At 37.9% G+C, this 17,963-nt stretch carries 14 protein-coding genes; 8 read left to right on the forward strand and 6 right to left on the reverse strand.

The features are described from left to right. The 3 genes from glyS to M0Q46_06005 all read left to right on the forward strand — a co-directional run. Positions 1-942, forward strand: a 942-nt coding sequence (gene glyS, locus M0Q46_05995) for a glycine--tRNA ligase subunit beta (protein MCK9583141.1), incomplete at its 5' end; no start/stop codon positions are given. A 622-nt stretch (positions 943-1,564) separates the two neighbouring features. Next, positions 1,565-2,392, forward strand: coding sequence for an MBL fold metallo-hydrolase (locus M0Q46_06000; protein ID MCK9583142.1), 828 nt, complete (start codon positions 1,565-1,567; stop codon positions 2,390-2,392). 214 nt (positions 2,393-2,606) lie between these two features. Next, positions 2,607-3,956: an AAA family ATPase gene (locus M0Q46_06005; protein MCK9583143.1), complete on the forward strand. Its 1,350-nt coding sequence runs from the start codon at positions 2,607-2,609 to the stop codon at positions 3,954-3,956. 420 nt (positions 3,957-4,376) lie between these two features. On the opposite strand, the gene M0Q46_06010 is transcribed toward M0Q46_06005, so the two are convergent. The 6 genes from M0Q46_06010 to M0Q46_06035 form a co-directional block, all read right to left on the reverse strand. Then, positions 4,377-4,874 (reverse strand): N-acetyltransferase, encoded by a 498-nt coding sequence (locus tag M0Q46_06010; protein ID MCK9583144.1) that lies wholly within the window; start codon positions 4,872-4,874, stop codon positions 4,377-4,379. Between the two features lie 33 nt (positions 4,875-4,907). Beyond that, positions 4,908-5,441: a 2-oxoacid:acceptor oxidoreductase family protein gene (locus tag M0Q46_06015; GenBank protein ID MCK9583145.1), complete on the reverse strand. Its 534-nt coding sequence runs from the start codon at positions 5,439-5,441 to the stop codon at positions 4,908-4,910. Positions 5,442-5,687: 246 nt separating this feature from the next. After that, positions 5,688-6,419 (reverse strand): thiamine pyrophosphate-dependent enzyme, encoded by a 732-nt coding sequence (locus tag M0Q46_06020; protein ID MCK9583146.1) that lies wholly within the window; start codon positions 6,417-6,419, stop codon positions 5,688-5,690. Beyond that, positions 6,416-7,459 carry a 3-methyl-2-oxobutanoate dehydrogenase subunit VorB gene (gene vorB, locus M0Q46_06025; GenBank protein MCK9583147.1) on the reverse strand — a complete coding sequence of 348 codons (1,044 nt, stop codon included), beginning with the start codon at positions 7,457-7,459 and terminating at the stop codon, positions 6,416-6,418. The genes M0Q46_06020 and vorB overlap by 4 nt, the downstream gene beginning before the upstream one ends. A 322-nt stretch (positions 7,460-7,781) precedes the next feature. Then, positions 7,782-9,452 (reverse strand): DNA repair protein RecN, encoded by a 1,671-nt coding sequence (recN, locus tag M0Q46_06030; protein MCK9583148.1) that lies wholly within the window; start codon positions 9,450-9,452, stop codon positions 7,782-7,784. Between the two features lie 52 nt (positions 9,453-9,504). Continuing rightward, positions 9,505-10,326 carry an NAD(+)/NADH kinase gene (locus tag M0Q46_06035; protein MCK9583149.1) on the reverse strand — a complete coding sequence of 274 codons (822 nt, stop codon included), beginning with the start codon at positions 10,324-10,326 and terminating at the stop codon, positions 9,505-9,507. 72 nt (positions 10,327-10,398) lie between these two features. Here M0Q46_06035 and M0Q46_06040 point away from each other — a divergent pair, with 72 nt between their 5' ends. The 5 genes from M0Q46_06040 to M0Q46_06060 form a co-directional block, all read left to right on the forward strand. Then, positions 10,399-10,956, forward strand: coding sequence for a GyrI-like domain-containing protein (locus tag M0Q46_06040; GenBank protein MCK9583150.1), 558 nt, complete (start codon positions 10,399-10,401; stop codon positions 10,954-10,956). Between the two features lies 1 nt (position 10,957). After that, positions 10,958-12,052 carry a redox-regulated ATPase YchF gene (ychF, locus tag M0Q46_06045; GenBank protein ID MCK9583151.1) on the forward strand — a complete coding sequence of 365 codons (1,095 nt, stop codon included), beginning with the start codon at positions 10,958-10,960 and terminating at the stop codon, positions 12,050-12,052. Continuing rightward, positions 12,045-13,268, forward strand: coding sequence for an MFS transporter (locus M0Q46_06050; GenBank protein MCK9583152.1), 1,224 nt, complete (start codon positions 12,045-12,047; stop codon positions 13,266-13,268). The genes ychF and M0Q46_06050 overlap by 8 nt, the downstream gene beginning before the upstream one ends. Positions 13,269-13,332: 64 nt before the next feature. Next, a complete protein-coding gene (locus M0Q46_06055; protein MCK9583153.1) occupies positions 13,333-15,051 on the forward strand; it encodes a 30S ribosomal protein S1 in 1,719 nt (572 codons plus the stop codon). Positions 15,052-15,297: 246 nt separating this feature from the next. Further along, a partial coding sequence (locus tag M0Q46_06060) for a hypothetical protein (GenBank protein ID MCK9583154.1) occupies positions 15,298-17,963 on the forward strand: 2,666 nt, incomplete at its 3' end.

The raw sequence follows: 17,963 nt of genomic DNA on the forward strand, positions 1-17,963 counted from the left end.
ATTGAACAAAAAATTATAGAGCGCGCGTGTCTTCTTGCTAAAGCCGACTTAGTAACAGATATGATTTATGAGTACCCGGAGCTTCAAGGCACAATTGGCGCTCTTTACGCTAATAAAGATGGTGAAGACAAAAATGTAGCAATTTCTATACAAGAGCATTATTGGCCGCTTAGTGCTGATGGCAAGCTTCCAAACAGTTCACTTTCAACTATAATTTCTATAGCCGATAAAATAGACACACTTTGCGGCGATTTTGCAGCTGGACTAATACCAAGCGGCTCTGCTGACCCTTACGGTTTAAGGCGGGCATCTGTTGGTGTTATAAGGATGTTACTTGGCGGGACTAGTTTAGAAATTTCTTCTTTGATAGATAAAGCCTACTCTTTGTTACCTGAAAAGCTTTCAAACAATGTCCGTTCAAAAGAACAGATGCTGGAGTTTTTTAAACAAAGGTTTGAAGCGCTAATGCAGTCGGGTGGGTATAAATTTGACGAGATAAAAGCCGTACTTGCAGTTGGTTTTTATGATTTTTTAAATGCCAAGTCTCGCATAGATGCACTTTCAAAAGCAAGGTTAGACCAAAGGTTCTCGCTTTTAACTATACCGTTTAAAAGAGCGTCAAATATTATTATTCAAGCTGAAAAGAAATCTATTGCAATACCAAACTGTGTAGATGAAACTATATTTAACTGTGATGAAGAAAAAAATCTATATTCGTCAATAAAACAAATTGAGTTGGAAGTTTTATCAAAAGTATCTGATGGCGATTATTTATCTGCGTTAATGCTTGTTGCCAACCTTAAAGAAGCTGTAGATGAGTTTTTTGTAAAAGTTATGGTAATGGATAACGACGAAGTAATTCGTTCTAACCGTTTAGCGTTGTTGAAAACATTAGTTGGTCTTATCTCAAAAATCGCTGATATTTCTTTACTGCAAGGATAGAATTAATTTAAGTCGCGGGATTTACACCCGCCCCCAGTGATACTTTTCTTTGAATGCCCAAAGTTACACCAAGAGTTTGCAATAGGATGCGGGATTCGACAAACGATGCCGGACTTTTTCTTCCTCAAAAAAGTTCGTACGATGTCTATACATCGCTCTCTCTCTTTGAGTTGAAAAACCCTCGGCCTCGCTCGTCTCGGTCCACACACCTATTACAAAATCTGTGTTGAAGTAACCAAAGGAAATGCACCCACGGTGGCTATTCACTCGTATTTTTATGGTGGCTGTGGAACTCGCCCATAATACAGAGTCGGTCTCAAGCAGTCCTCGCCGAAACCTCCATAAAAATGCTCATTCATTATCAGCCAAAGTGGGATGGAAAAGCTCGCAAGGCAAAAGGTCTGTCATTCCCGCGGATAGTTAGCGGGAATCTAAAAAGGTTTGTCATCTCGATGAGCGAAGCGAAGAGAGATCTTGCAAAAAACGATATAAGTATTGTGTACCAGAAATTTTCACAAAAGGACAAAATACGAGATACTCAAATAATTTTAGCAAGAAAAACCAGAAGGGTATAGAAAAGAGCAAATTTCGTAATCATGGAATGAGATTTTAGATAAATAAAATGGGTAATAAAATGTGTGTTAACATATGTGTGCTTGGAAGTAGCAGTAGTGGAAATTGTACAGCGTTATGGTCACAAAAACTGGGAATATTAATTGATTGTGGTGGAAGCATTAAGCGTTGGGAGGGACATTTAAAATCTATTGAATTGAATTATGGAAAAATACGTGGAATATTGATAACACATGGGCATTGTGATCACATTAATGAAAACACAATAAATTTTGCTCAAAAGAATAGTATTCCAATATATATTCATGAACATACATATAATACAATTAAGAATAGATATAATCTTAAAGATAATTTGATAAGAGATGGATTGATAAAAATTCATACAAATAGAGAGTTTAGAATTGACTATCTTAAAATAACCCCTTTTAAAATTTATCACGACGACATAGGTCATGAGGATTATGTAGGTAGCCCTTGTGGTTTTTCCGTTTACTTTGAAAATAAAAAAATCAGTTATATTACTGATACGAAGGAAATAACATACGATATGATTCAAGAAGTATTAGATTCGGATGCAATTGTATTAGAAACAAATCACGATTTAGAAATCATAGAAAGAAACCCACCAAATCATTTTGGGTGGTGCGAACATTTAAGCAATCAAAAAGCAGGAACAGCTTTAGTTGAAATGATAATTAGGTCTACAAAATCAAATTCGTTTAAATATGTGTTTCTTGCGCACGTGAGTGACGATAATAATACTCCAGAAAGACCTAAGATTGTAGTGGAAAAAATACTGCATAAAAATGGCATTAATCATGTTATATTAATAGAAACTTATAAATGTAATCGCACAAGTATTTACACTATTTAATAGGGAATATATTTTAATCGAAATCGGTGTCAGATTTCTATAATACTTTTGTGCCATTCGACTGCACTCAGCACATTACCTAACGAGAAATAAAAATGATTCCAAACTTAATTAAGATAAATAAAGAGTATCAAAATATCTATAGTTAATGACTAAATAATATATATCAATAAATATAGATAAAACATCATCGAAAAATGGAACAAAAGCAATTATGAAGAATTCTAATGACTTCCAAAGATTAAGAAATAAAAATGCTTTATATAATGAAGCGAATATTCTCCCCGAAAACCTAGACTTAAGCAAAGAGTTTTTGAATGCCTTTAATTTATTGGAAAATACAAGTAATTGCATTTTTATTACAGGTAAAGCGGGGACAGGCAAATCAACACTTCTGAAATATTTTAAATCAAAGACTCAAAAAAAAGTAGTTGTTATAGCTCCAACTGGTATTGCAGCAATCAATGTTGGTGGGCAGACAGTACATTCATTTTTTAAATTTCCTCCAAGAATAATTCAGAAAAAAAATATTGAAAGATTAAGAAATGGAGAGCTTCTTGAAAAACTTGATACTGTAATAATTGATGAGATTTCAATGGTTAGAGCTGATCTGATGGATGGTATTGACTATGCTCTTAGAATAAATCGAGATGAGATGAAAATTCCTTTTGGAGGAGCTCAAGTAATATTATTTGGAGATCTGTTTCAGTTACCCCCTGTTGTAAACAAAGAAGAACGAGAAATTATGGATAAGGAATATAAGAGTCCTTATTTTTTTGATGCAAAAATATTTAATAACATAAAATTATGCTATGTAGAGTTAACTAAAATATATAGACAGGTTGATCAAGACTTTATAGATATTCTTAATAAAATCAGAAATGGTGAACAAGTAGATAAAGACTTGGATAAGCTTAATGAGAGGGTTGATAAAAAAATACAAGAAAATAGTGCGCCTTGTATTATACTAACAACCACAAATCAACAAGCAAGGAATATAAATGAGTATAAATTGTCTATAAACTCAAATAAAGAGTTTAAATTTGAAGCCAAAATTACGGGTACTTTCGATGAAAATATATTTCCAACCGAATATTGCTTAAGGCTCAAAAAAGGTGCACAAATAATGTTAATTAAGAATGATATAAATAAGAGATGGGTAAACGGAACCCTTGCAGAAGTGGAAGATTTATCTGATGATAAAATAATGGTGAAGATAAATAAAAATATATATGAGGTTCCTCTTAGTGTTTGGCAAAAAGTTGAATATAAATATAATTCTAATAAAAATGATATAGATGAAACGATAATAGGGACATTTATTCAATATCCTTTAAAATTAGCTTGGGCAATTACTATTCATAAGAGTCAGGGACAAACATTCAATAATGTTAGTATTGATATAGGTCACGGGGCATTTGCGCATGGGCAAATATATGTTGGATTAAGCCGCTGTACTTCGCTTAAGGGAATAACTCTGAAAAAGTCGATAATAGAAAGCGATATAATTCTAGATAAACGCATATATAACTTTAGAAACAAGTTTATAAAGCACAAATTGTAAACAAATTCCAGAGACACAATACTTATATCGTTTTTTGCAAGATCTCTCTTCGCTTCGCTCATCGAGATGACAAACCTTTTTAGATTCCCGCTAACTATCCGCGGGAATGACAGACCTTTTGCCTTGCTAACTTTACCATCCCACTTTGGCTGACAATGAGTGAGCATTTTTATGGAGTTTTCGGCGAGGACTGTTTGAGCCAGCCACAAAGTGGCGAGGCGAGTTCCGCAGCCGCCAAAAAAATGCGAATGAATAGCCACCGTGGGTGCATTTCTTTTGGTTACTTTTCTTTGGGCAACAAAGAAAAGTAATACAGGGGAGCAGGGGCAGAAAAGCCCCGCAGGAATTACTGTTTGGGTTAAATAAAAAACCAGTCAAGGAATTTTTTCCTTGACTGGTTTTTTTATATTGTTTTAATTTCTAAAAGAATTTTTTAGTTTTAGGTTTTTTAACTTTTTTTAGGACAATTAACAGTGGAACTTCACCGCAGTCGGGGAAGTGCGGGCATTTTACGCATTCACCCCAAACTTTATGTGGCAGTTTATCCCGTGATATCTGCTTGTATTTTAGGTTTACAAAGAATTTTGGTTTATATGTAAGGCAAAAAACCTCGTTAACCCCAAGTTCTTTTGCTTTTTTATGGCATTCAAGTACAAGTTTTGAGCCAATTCCTTTTTTTATAAACCCTTCGGCAACTGCAAGGGCTTTTACTTCTGCCAAATCTTCCCATGATATATGTAATGCGCAGCACGCTATAACTTTACCATTTGATTCCGCAACTACATACTCTTGCAAGTTTTCATATATATCGTTAAGAGATCTTGGAAGCATTTCACGTTTTTGCGCGTAGTGGTTTATTAAAAGCTGCATTGCTTTCACATCTTTTACTTTTGCATTTCTAATTTTAAATTCAGACATTTATTTAACCACCTTTTGGGGGTTTAACACACTTTAGAGAGAAAATCCAAGCTCCAGAGCTTTTATATTCAATTCAATAAGTTCTTTTTTGCTTTCAAGAAGTACTGGGCATGCCTTTATTGCGCTTTCAAGTGAAAGTGCTTTGGATGCTTTCAAAAAAGCCCCAAGAGCAACTGAGTTTGCTACGCGAACATTTCCAAGTTTATTGGCAAGCTCTGTAGCTGGCACGAAAAAATATTTCTTTGTGTTATCAATTATTATCTTTTCTTTCGGCACAAGTGATGTATTAACAACAATTATAGCTCCAGCAACTGCATTTTTTGAGAACTTTACAAGAGAAAGTTCATTTAGTGCAATAAGCCCGGTTGAAGAAAGTACAATTGGCGAACCAATTTCTTCTGTAGATATTACTACAGTTGAGTTGGCTGTGCCGCCGCGTATTTCAGCGCCGTAGGATGGAAACCATGTTGAAAGTTTTCCTTCTTCAAGAGCGGCCTGAGCAAGCAACATACCTGCTGAAAGTGCACCCTGTCCGCCAAACCCAGCTATTATTATATTGTGTTTCATAATTTATCTCTTTTTTAATTTGATTGTCATTGACACCAGATTGCCGCGCTTCGCTCGCAATGACTTAAGATTGCTTCACACCTTCGGGATTTCCGCCTTTGGCGAGATCTAGCCCCTTGTCAGCCTGAGTCTCATCTAGACCTCGACAAAGGCGGGGGCTGACGCAATGACAGTAAAAACTAAGATCCCTCACTGCGTTTCCCGCCTTTGTCGAGGTCTAGCCTCGGGCTGACGGGATGACAGAGCTTAAATATCTTTATAAACTTTTAATGGGAATGTTTTCATAAAAGTATTTTCTACCCAAGCGATTGCATCTTTTGGAGTCATACCCCAGTCAACCGGGCATTGCGAAAGAACTTCTACTAAGGAAAACCCTTTGCCATTGATTTGGTTTTCAAACGCTTTTTTTATTGCTCTTTTTGTCTGTATAATGTTTTTGGGTGAGTTTACAGCAACTCTTTCTAAATACGAAACTCCTGGGAGCGATGAAAGCAGAGCACATACATCCATAGGGAACCCATCTCTTTTAACATCTCTGCCTGCCGGTGTCGTTGCTGTCTTTTGACCTATTAAAGTTGTTGGAGCCATTTGCCCGCCGGTCATACCGTAGTTGGCGTTATTAACAAATATTATTGTTATATTTTCACCGCGGTTTGCGGCATGCACAGTTTCTGCTGTGCCTATTGCGGCAAGGTCGCCGTCACCTTGATATGTAAATACAAAACGGTCAGGTAAAACTCTTTTTATTCCGGTTGCAACTGCCGGAGGCCTGCCGTGAGGGGCTTCTGTGACATCAAAGTTAAAGTAATCATATGCGAATACAGCGCAACCAACAGGCGCTACCGCTATGGTTTTTTCTCTAATGCCAAGTTCATCAATAACTTCAGCAACTATACGGTGAATTATCCCATGTCCGCAGCCTGGGCAGTAAAGGTGTGGTGCGTCTTTTAAGGCTTCCGGTCTTTTTAGTATGTTCATTTTATTCTTTCCAAAATAGCTTCTTCAGTTATTATACCGCCGCCAGCTTTGCCGTAAAATTCAACGGGGCATGCTCCATTAACAGCAAGGCGAACATCTTCAACCATTTGTCCATGGTTCATTTCTACAACTAAAAACTTTCTGCCGGGTTTGGCGGCTTTGCTAATTATTTGTGAGGGGAAAGGCCAAAGTGTTATAGGCCGTATGAAGCCAATTTTCAATCCTTTTGCTCTTGCGATACTGGCCGCGGCTTTTGCAACTCTTCCGGTAATGCCATAGCCAACAATAATAGTATCGGCATCTTCTATGTTTCCAACTTCGGCGCGAGTTTCGTTTTTGGCTATTTTTGCATATTTTTCTTGCAGGTGAATATTATGTTTTTCAAGAGCAAATTCATTCATTAAAAGCGAGTGTATGCTTCTTGGTGCTCTGCCCTTGCATCCATCAAGAATCCAACTGCGATCTGTTTGTGGGCGTGTTCTTGGTTTTGGGTTTTGTGGTATTTCGGCCGGTTCCATCATTTGGCCTACAATTCCGTCAGAAAGAATCATAACAGGTGTTCTATAAATTTCAGCAAGGTCAAATGCTAGAATTGCAAAGTCATACATTTCTTGAACACTGCAAGGAGCTAAAGTTAGCAGGCGATAATCGCCATGGCCGCCGCCTTTTACTGCTTGAAAGTAATCACCCTGAGCGCCGGATATATTTCCAAGCCCTGGCCCGCCGCGCTGAACATTTACAATCAGGCATGGCAGTTCGCATGCGGCAATGTAAGATATCCCTTCTTGTTTAAGTGAAATTCCCGGGGAAGACGATGATGTCATAACTCTTGTGCCGGTTGTGCTTGCGCCTAAAACCATATTAATTGCGGCAATTTCTGACTCGGCTTGAAGGAAAACTCTGCCAAGATCTGTCATTCGTTTTGACATATGCGCAGGCACTTCATTTTGGGGGGTAATTGGATAGCCAAAATATGCCATACAACCTGCTGCTATAGCACCTTCACACAACGCAATGTTACCTTTAGTAAGTGTTTTCATAGTAGTTTATTTTATGAATAAGAGGTAAGTAATAAAGTTTAATTTTAAACAGTTTCTTTACTTATCTTTATGTACTTCAATGCAGACATCGGGGCAGACCAGATAGCAAAAGCTGCATCCTGTACATGGGCTTCCTTCTTCAACAAAAATAGCCGGATGATTACCGGCCTTGTTGAACTGCTCCGACATCTTTATTTTTTTATTAGGACAAACATTTATGCAAAGTGTGCAACCTTTGCACCGCTCTGGGTTGATAATTATTTTAGCCACTGTAGTCCAATTTTATTATTTTGACTAACAAGAAGTCAAATTTATAGCAGAATTATAAAGAATTTGAGTTTTCTATTAGCTCTTTGGCGTGGGTCAGCGCGCTTTGTGTTACTTTGTTACCGGAAAGCATCTTGGCAATTTCTTCAATTTTATTATCTTGTGATAATTTACTCACTTCAGTAATTGTTTTGCCGTTTTTTTGAGTTTTTGAAACAGCGTAGTTTGTATCGCCAAAGGCCGCAATTTGTGGCAGATGTGTTATGCAAAGTATCTGCCTTTCTTTTGATAGTGCTTTTAGTTTTTTGCCTATGGCTTGGCCGGTTGGGCCGCCAACTCCTGAGTCAATTTCGTCAAATATTAAAACTGGCGAGCCATAAACATTTGAAAGCGCGGTTTTAAGCCCAAGCATCAGGCGAGAAAGTTCGCCGCCAGATGCAATGGTTTTTATGGGTTTCAACTCTTCGCCCGGGTTAGCTGAAAAAATAAAATCAACTTTATCTATTCCGTAGTTTTGCGCTTCTTGTTCTTTGGTAAGTGTTATAGCAAAGCGCGCTTTTTTCATTCCAAGTTCTTGAATTTCGGCCTCAACAGCTTTAGCAAGTTTCTGGCCAAATTTTAACCGAAGTTCGCTTAATTTTGCGCAGAGTTTATTTAACTCGGTGCTATTTTTTTCTATTTTTTTGGTAAGTTCCAAACTTGATTCTTCACTTTTTTGAAGTGTTTCAAGCTGGGCTTTTATTTTTTCTTCGTAGGCGGCAATTTCTTCAATTGTTGGGGCATACTTCTTTTTGAGTTTTTTTATTAGCTCAAGGCGTTCCATTACTTCTTGCAGTTTTTCAGGGTCTATTTCAAGTTTATCCGCAAAGGTGCTTATTCCATCAAGTGCCGATTCAAGCGTATAATAGGCGTTGCGTGTGTTATCTAACTCCTCGGACATAGCACCCGACGAGTTGTGCAGGGCCTCTAAATTTTTAATTGTTTGCATAATTGCAGAAAGCGCAGGCGCTTCACCGGTATAGAGCGCTTTGCGTGCCATTTCACAATTGTCTTTAAGCTTGCTTGCATTTTTAAGCAGCGGCAAAGTGTTTTCAAGTTCTAAATCTTCTGACGGTTTTAGGTTTGCTTCAGCAATTTCTTTTAATTGAAAAGAGTAGAGGTCTATAAGCCGCTCTTTTTGGGCAAAAGAAAGTTCAAGAGCTGCCTGGCTGTCTTTTAATTCTTTTAGTTCATAATATTTTTTTGAAATTTCAGCGGTATATTTTTCTAAGGAGCCGTAAGCGTCTAAAAACTTTCTTTGAAATGATGTTTCAAGTAAAAGTTGGTGCTCATTCTGGGTGTGTATGTCTGCTAAATTTTGTGTAATCTCATTGAGTGCTAAAAGAGTAAGGGGGGTGTCGTTGGCAAATGCTCTGCTTTTACCGGAGTTGTCAATCTCACGCCTTAAAATAAGTGTGTTGTTTTCTGCAGGTATGCAAAGAGTTTCTAATGTTTTATTAACTTCAGGAATTTTTGTTATGTCAAACTCGGCACTAATAACACAGCATGTTTGTCCGCTTCTAACAACACTTGCCGATGACCGCGCTCCAAGGGCAAGGGAAAGCGACTCCATAATAATCGATTTGCCCGCGCCGGTTTCACCGGTAAATATATTAAGCCCGGGCTCAAGGCATAGGGTTAAATCATCAATTAACGCAAAGTTTTTAATGTATAAATTAGCAAGCATAATTATTTTTTAGTCAGGGTTTTGATTTTATAGCTGGCAAAGAGCAATTTTATTATCCTCTCTTACCCCAGTTTAGTTTAGTTCTTAGAACGCTAAAATAGTTGTGTTTTTTGTTTTTAATAAGGTATAGCGGTTCGCTAAAAAGAGAAATTATAATTTTATCATCCACTTCAAGCTCATGTTTTATTTGCCCATCAATATAAATTACTGGTTTCTCTTTTGCGTCTGAGTTTACAATTAGCTTAAGTATGGATTTACTCGCAGGCATAATAAAAGGTCTTTGGCTTAGTGTGTGCGGGCAAATTGGTGTTAGAACAAGCACATCTAAATGTGGGTGCACAATAGGGCCGTTTGCTGCAAGTGAGTAGGCGGTTGAGCCGGTTGGGGTTGCAACTATTAGTCCATCGCCAATGTAATCACCTAAAAATTTCTCATTTAAGTATGCTTTAACAGTAACAATTCTGCCATTTGTTCCAGAGTGCGCTATACAGTCGTTTATGGCAAGTTCATTAATAGTTCTATTTTTATTTTCAATTTTTACAGCTAAAACAGCTCGCTCTTTAATGGTAAACTTTCCAGCAATTATATTTTTTATTGCCGCATACATTTCTTTTGGGTTTGTTTCTGCAAGGAAGCCCAGCGAGCCAAGGTTAACCCCTAAAATTGGAATTTTATACGGCACAAGCATTCTGCTTGCTTTAAGCATTGTTCCATCGCCGCCTAGAGTTACAACAGCGCATATTTTTTCATTTTTCGGAACTTTTTGTCCAAGAATAATGTAATCAATTTTGTTTAAAGCAAGCCATTTCTTTAGCTTTTCAAGTTCTTTTATGGCCAGCGCCTTGTCTTTGTTGTAAACAATACCTAATTTCATTATCATGCTCCTTTTTATCTACCTAGTGATTATAGCAAAATTTGCTATAATACGAAAAAACTGGGGGCATTTATGAAAAAAGTTTTAATTATTTTAGTTCTTTTAATAGTTGGTTTTGTTATTTATGGCGCAACACTTGGGCTTTTTGAAAAGGTTGAAGTTAATGTTACAAAAGTTGGCCCTTATAAGTTTGTTTATGCCGAGCATAAGGGTTCGTATATGAAAGTTGGCAAAGTAATGAACAATATCTTTGAAAGTTTAAACAAGGACTTTGGTATAAAAGCAGAAAGGGGATTTGGTATTTACTACGACAACCCAAAATTAGTTAAAAAAGAAAATTTAAGGAGCTCCGTTGGTTGCGTGCTTGAGTCGGAGTACTTTTCGCAAGAAGATAAAATCAAAACAAAATTTGGCATTATGGAGTATCCTGTAACGCAAAGTATAACAGCCGAGTTTCCGTATAAGAATATGGGGTCTATCATTATTGCTGTTGCTAAAGTTTACCCTGAGTTTTCAAAATATATGGAAGCAAACGGTTTTGAGCAGACAGAGTCGCTTGAAATTTACTCTATGAAAGATAAAAAAATATTTTTTAGTATGCCGTTAAAGAAAAAACAAGGGGCGCAATAATATGGCGCTTTCAGTTGGTATTGTAGGCCTGCCAAATGTTGGGAAATCAACTTTTTTTAATGCCATAACAAATGCCGGCGCTCAGGCGCAAAACTACCCGTTTTGCACAATTGAGCCAAATACCGGCGTTGTGCCTGTGCCTGATGAGCGCTTAAGCGTGCTTTCTAAAATGAGCGCTTCAATAAAAGTTGTTCCTGCAACTATTACCTGTGTGGATATCGCAGGACTTGTTAAAGGCGCTTCAAAAGGTGAAGGGCTTGGCAATAAATTTCTCTCTCATATCAGGGAAGTTAACGCTATCGCCCATGTTGTGCGCTGTTTTGACGATCAAAATGTTGTGCATGTTAATGGCAAAATTAACCCAATTGATGATATTGAAACAATAAATGTTGAGCTAATGTTGGCAGACCTTGAAATGGCTGACAAATTACAAAACACACTCTCTAAACAACTTAAAAGCGCCGACAATGAAGTAAAAGAAAAGCTTGCGCTTGTTACAAAAATAAAAATGGCGCTTGAGGCAAACAAACCAGTTCGCTCACTTGAGTTTTCGGTGGAAGAAAGTGAGCACCTTAAGCAGATGAATTTTATTAGCGCGAAAAAAGTTATTTATGTGGCAAACATAAATGAAAGTTCCATAAACAAAGAAAATGATTATGTTAAGTTGGTAAATGAGTACGCGCGTTCTTGTGGTGAAAAGTGTGAGGTTATCAGCGCAAAAATTGAAGAAGAAATTGCAATACTTGACGCGGCTGAAAAAGCAGAGTTTTTAAAAGAACTTGGCATAAAACAAAGCGGGCTTGATGTTTTTGCAAAAGAGTGCTACTCCTTGCTTGGTTTGCAAACATTTTTAACCACCGGAGTAAAAGAAACACGCGCATGGACAATTAACAAAGGCGCGACTGCTCCGCAGGCGGCCGGCGTTATACATACTGATTTTGAACGCGGTTTTATTCGCGGGAATGTTATTTCGTATGAGGATTTTGTGCGTTATGGCGGTGAAGCCGGAGCGCGTGAAAAAGGCCTTTTACGCCAAGAGGGCCGTGAGTATATTATGCGCGAAGGCGATATAGTTGAGTTTTTATTCAATGTCTGAAATAAAATCACAAAACAAGGTTTTGTATTTAATATCAATAATTGGTTTTTTTGGAATTTTTTCTGGTACAATTTCAAAAAATCCTGTTTTGCCCCTTTTTGCCCAGTCGCTTGGAGCATCCATAACAATTATTGGCTTAATTGCCGCAATTTCTCCAATTGCCGGCATACTTTTCAGCTTTCCGGTCGGCTACCTTTGCGATTCATGGGGAAGAAAGAAATTACTTTTAGTTTCTGCGTTGGTTTTCCTAATATCACCGCTTTTATACCTTCTGATAACAAACCCACTATTTTTAATACCTGTGCGTTTTTTTCACGGTATTGCCACAGCAATTTTGGGGCCTGTCGCATCTTCAATAATTTTTAGCAATTACAGAAAAGACAGGGGCGAAAAAATAGGTCTTTACTCTTCCGCCACACTTGTTGGCAGAACCGTTGCTCCAATAGTTGGTGGTTTTTTAATGGGTGCATTTGCTTACCTGGGTATGCTATGGAGTTACAGGGTTGTTTACATTGCTGCATTTGTGGTTTCTATTCCGGTTTTATTTCTTTGCTTAATGTACAAAGAAGAAGGCGTTCAAAGTAGTTTAGAAGAACTTAAAAAAACATCTTTTACGCAAATGAAAAAAGCATTGCTTAATTTTATTGGCAATGCAAAGCTTCTTGCAACAGGCCTTGCTGAAATGGCAACTTACTTTTCTTTTGGCGCATTTGAAACTTACTTTCCAATATATCTGCACTCACTTGGGGTTAGCCCTGCTAAAATCGGTATGGCATTTTCGTTGCAAATTTTGTCTATTGCGCTTACAAAACCGCTTTTTGGAAAACTTTCAGACCATATTGACCGTCGTGTACAAATTATTTTTGGTTTATTAATACTTGGTTCTGCAATTGCCGCAATGCCGGTTTTTTCAAACTTTATTATGCTTTTAATTTGTGCTGTTGTTTTTGGTTTTGGTATGTCTTTTTGCACTGTTGCAACAAGCGCGTATTCTGCGGATGTTGCCAAAATAGAAGAGTTGGGCGCTTCTATGGGGGCATTAAGTTCAATAATGGATATTGGACACTCTTCAGGGCCTTTTGTTGCGGGCGTAATTATATCTTTAATTTCATTAAAAGCAGGATTTCTTGCATGCGGTATTGTTTGCGTAATGTCGGCGGTGTTTTTTATTTACAGTGGTTTTCAAAAAAACCTTGATAAGAGAATAATTAATTAGTAAAATATAAAAATATGATACCTTATCTTAAAATTTAGGTTGGAATATATAGGCGGAGGATATGATGCAGGAGTCAAATAACAGTAATGTGGGTTTAAATATTGACGACGAAAATGTTTTAATGAGCGAGCTTATGGGCCCTGAGCTTAAAGTTGAAACTGGTAAAGTTTTTAGCGCAGTGGTTGTGGGTCAAAATGAAGATGGAGTGTTAGTTGACCTTGGTTTAAAGTACGAAGCGTTAATACCAAAAACTGAGTTTGAAGATGGTGTAGCGCCAAAAGAACTTGAGCTTGGGAAAAATATAAGTGTAAAGTTTGTGCGTTTTGGAAACAATGGCGGTTCCCCAATAGTTTCATTTAGAGAACTTAAGGAAGCCGCAATTTGGGAAACGCTATCAAATGCTCAGCATGCTGCTGCTTCAATTGAAGGTACAATTAAGAAAAAAGTAAAAGGCGGTTTTGTTGTTGATATTGGCCTTGATGCTTTTTTGCCGTCTTCACAGTTAGATTTGCGAGTACCTAAAAACCCAAAAGATTTGGATAATGTAATCGGCAAAAAATATGAGTTTGCTATAACTGAAATTAACAGAGCGCAAAGAAATGTTGTGCTTTCAAGAAGAGTTTTGCTTGAGAAAAGCGTTAACGAACAAAAATCAAAACTTTTTGCAGAGGTTGAGGAAGGTCAAATTCGCGATGGCGTTGTGCGCAATATAACAAAATTTGGCGCTTTCGTGGACATTGGCGGTATTGACGGGTTGCTATATATCGGCGACCTTGCATGGTATAGAGTTAAAAATGTAGAGGATATATTAAAAGTCGGCCAAAGGGTACGCGTAAGCATTTTGAAAATAAATAAAAAAGAAGAGAAAATATCACTTGGTTTAAAACAATTAAGTGTAAAACCATGGGATGGAGCGGCGGAAAGGTACCCGAGTGGTTTAATTATAAAAGGGAAAGTTTCTTCCGTAAGCGATTTTGGTGTTTTTGTTGAGTTAGAACAGGGTGTTGAGGGGCTTATTCACATATCTGAAACTTCATGGCTATCTGAGCCAAAAAATTTAAAACAAATGTTTAGCGTAGGAAGTGAAGTTGAGGCAAAAGTACTTGCGATAGATGAAACAACTCAAAAGATTTCTCTTTCAATAAAGCAAATGACAGAAAACCCATGGGAAAACGCATACAGGCATTATGCGCCGGGAGCCCGTGTAAAAGGTGTTGTAAGCGGCATAACTCCATTTGGAGTTTTTGTTAAACTGCCTGAGGGCGGTGTGCAAGGGCTTGTGCATGTTGGTGAACTGTCGTGGACAAAAAAAATAAAACACCCAAATGAAGTTGTAAAACAAGGCAGTGAAATTGAGGTGGTAGTTCTTAGCGTAGACCCTAAAAACGAAAAGATATCTCTTTCGGTTAAAAAATTAACACAGGACCCTGTAAAAAAATATAAGGTCGGCGCGGTTGTTAAAGGCACTGTTGCTCGTTTAAATGGTTTTGGCGCTTTTGTAACGCTTGAAGAAGGCATAGACGCGCTTTTACGTAATGGTGAAATTGATGCTACAAAAAAAATTGAAGACCCGAGTACAGTATTGGCTGTCGGCCAGGAAGTTGAAGCGAAGGTAATTAAAAACGAAATAAAAGAAAGAAAAATAGAAATATCAATTAAAAAACTTGATAGAGAGCGCGAAAGAGAGTTAATTAAACAATTTGCGAATAAAGATGAAAAACCGACACTTGGCGAATTGTTAGTTGCCGATGATGAAAATGAAGATGAGAGCACCGTTGAGTAGTTTGTTGTTGGTTTAAAGCTCTTTACAAACTTCGCAGAGGAAATTGTTTTTCTTTGCGAAGTTTTATGTTTTGTTGTTGTGTGTTTTCTTTGTCACCCCGAAACGTAGTGAGGGGTCTTGGTGTTTCGTTTTTCCTTTTAAAGAAAGATCTCTCTTCGCTTCGCTCATCGAGATGACAGGAATGTATAGGATTGCTGGAATCGTAACTAAATAGTTTATATGTATCAAACAGTTGTGAAGATAAATATGAAAAAAATTATTTTGATTATTATTGCTTTTTTTGCGCTTTTAGCATTTAGTTCAAATGCTTTTTGTGCCGCGGCTTGGGATGGCACAAGCGATGATGCAATGCTTTTGTCTGTTGAAAAAGCCGCATTTATGTATTTTTGGTCCAATGCAAACAGTGGATATTATACAGTTGCAGAAAGGCAGGCAAACTGGACCTATCCTCCTTATAGACCATACTCTGCATTTTATGGTGTTTCTGCGGCAGGTATGGGCCTTGTCGCTATTTGTGTTGCGCATAAAAACGGTTGGATAACTTTATCGGTGGCAAAAGCAAGAATTGATTCAATTTTAAATGCACACTACAATGCACCTGAAAGCAGTGGAACTGCTTTATCAGGTGGGCTTGTACAGCACAATGGTTTCTTTTACCATTTCACAAAAAATGATGGAACAAGAGACAACTCAGGTACTGAGCTTTCTACAATAGACACAGCTTGGTTTATTACAGGCGCTCTCTTTGCAGGCCAGTATATAAAGGATAATGGCGGCGGCAGTGTAGAATGGGATACAGCAGATGCAATATATAGAAGAATTGATTGGCAATGGATGCGCAACGGAGGCAATTACTTAAAGTGGGCATGGACACCCGAAAACGGCTTTTCCGGTCAAGGCGATATAGCAGGATATAGCGAGGGTATATTTGCCTATTTTCTTGCTATGGGCTCACCCACACATCCGCTTTCAGATATAAATGGTTGGAATGCGCTTAGCTGCCTGCCAATATCGTACAAGGGACTTTCTTACATTTATGATGGTGGTAATTCATTATTTTCGCACCAATATCCTGGCATTTTTATTGATTTTACTGGAAGAAAAACATCAAAATACGCTTCTTTTGCCTTAAATACCTACAATACAACCATTCACCAGCACAGATATGCTTTTGATAATAGTTCAACATACTCCACATATGGTGAAAGCTTTGGTTTAAGCGCAACCGATGTTCCCGGTGTCGGAGAGTGGGATGGGCTTTGGGGGCTTGCTTATACCGCTTATGATACATCCGACAACGATGGAACAGTTTGTTTAAGCGCTATGGCCGCTTCCATAAATGAATTACCTTCATTAGTTAAAAAAAATATTCGTTATCTTCACGATACTTACGGTGCCGATATTTGGGGGAATTGGGGTTTCTCAGACAGCTATAAAAAAGACTCAGGGCTTACCGGACCAACCACATGCAAAAGCTGGGGCTGGGTAAACCCTCATATGATAAGCCATCAGCAGGGCTCAGTAATTTTGTCAATTGAAAATTACCGTACTGGTTTAATTAAAAGTACTTTTATGGAAATCCCATACATTCAAACCGCGCTCAGCGCACTTGGTTTTACTTCAGACACTGTAAAACCAGCCCAAATTTCAAACATTGCAAAAAATTTGTATTTAAACCCTGCAAAAACCTCGGCACAAGTTAACTTAAGCTGGCTTGCTCCCGGCAATAACGACTACACGGGTGTAATTTCAAGTGGAGTTTATGAAATACGCTTTACAACTATCGCTGCCGATACATGGGACAGCGCCCCGCCGAATTATTTAAATTACAATATCGTATGGAGTACAAGAACAAACCCATCAGATGCACAAAGTTTTCTTCTAAATAATCTTGCGGCAGATACAACATATTACGCTTGGGTGCGTATAACAGATGATTGCTTTAACTGGAGCCCACTTGGTGACACAATTACTTTTAGGGCTGGCATTTCAAAAATATCGCCAAACGAGATGTATAATACAAACGCATCTGCAAGTGTTGTTTTTAACGGTGATTGTTTTGACTCAGGAACTACGGTTAAACTAACAAAAAATGGCGAAGCAGACATACTCCCCATTTCTTCTTCTATACAAAGTTCAACTGCGATTATTGCCACATTTAATTTATCAGCTAAAACAACCGGATACTATACGGCAATTGCAAATCTTGGCGGTTCGTCAGTTATGGTTTCAAGTTTTACAAATGGGTTTTTAATAAAGCCAATGGCAATAACAAGCATAAGTACAGGCGCCTGTTTTAATTCAAGCATACTGGGGCCGATAACTATAACTGGGGAAGGTTTTGTAAGTGGTGTAAGTGTAAATCTAGAAAAAGTTGGTTCTTCTGATATTGCTGGAACAAATGTTGTGCTAAATAGCGGTACAAGCATAAGTGCGGTTTTTAATGTAGTAGGCAAAAGCACAGGAAGCTGGACTATTAGCGTAACTGCCGGCTCTTTGACGGCAGAAAAGGCGAATGTGTTAACAATAAACCCAATGCAAATAACCTCAATAAGCACGAGCAGTGCATACAACACGGACACGAACAGGGCGATAGCGATAAGCGGGCAGGGATTTGTAGCAGGCGGGACAGTGAAGTTAAAGCGAAGCGGACAAAGCGATATATTGCCTACGAGCCAGAGTTATATAAACCAAAGCGAGATAGATTGCATAATGGGATTAACAGGGAAAGCGACAGGATACTGGGACTTGGAAGTAAGCACAGGCGGCGCGTCATCTTATGTGGTAACGCTATCGTCTGCATTGCGAATAAAGCCGATGATAGTAAGCACAATAACGCCGAATGTGGGTGTAAATGTTGGACAAATAAATATGGGAATTAAGGGTGAAGGTTTTGTCAGCCCGATACAAAT

Source organism: Endomicrobiales bacterium (assembly GCA_023228045.1).
In the GTDB taxonomy this organism is placed as follows: Bacteria; Elusimicrobiota; Endomicrobiia; order Endomicrobiales; family JALOBY01; genus JALOBY01.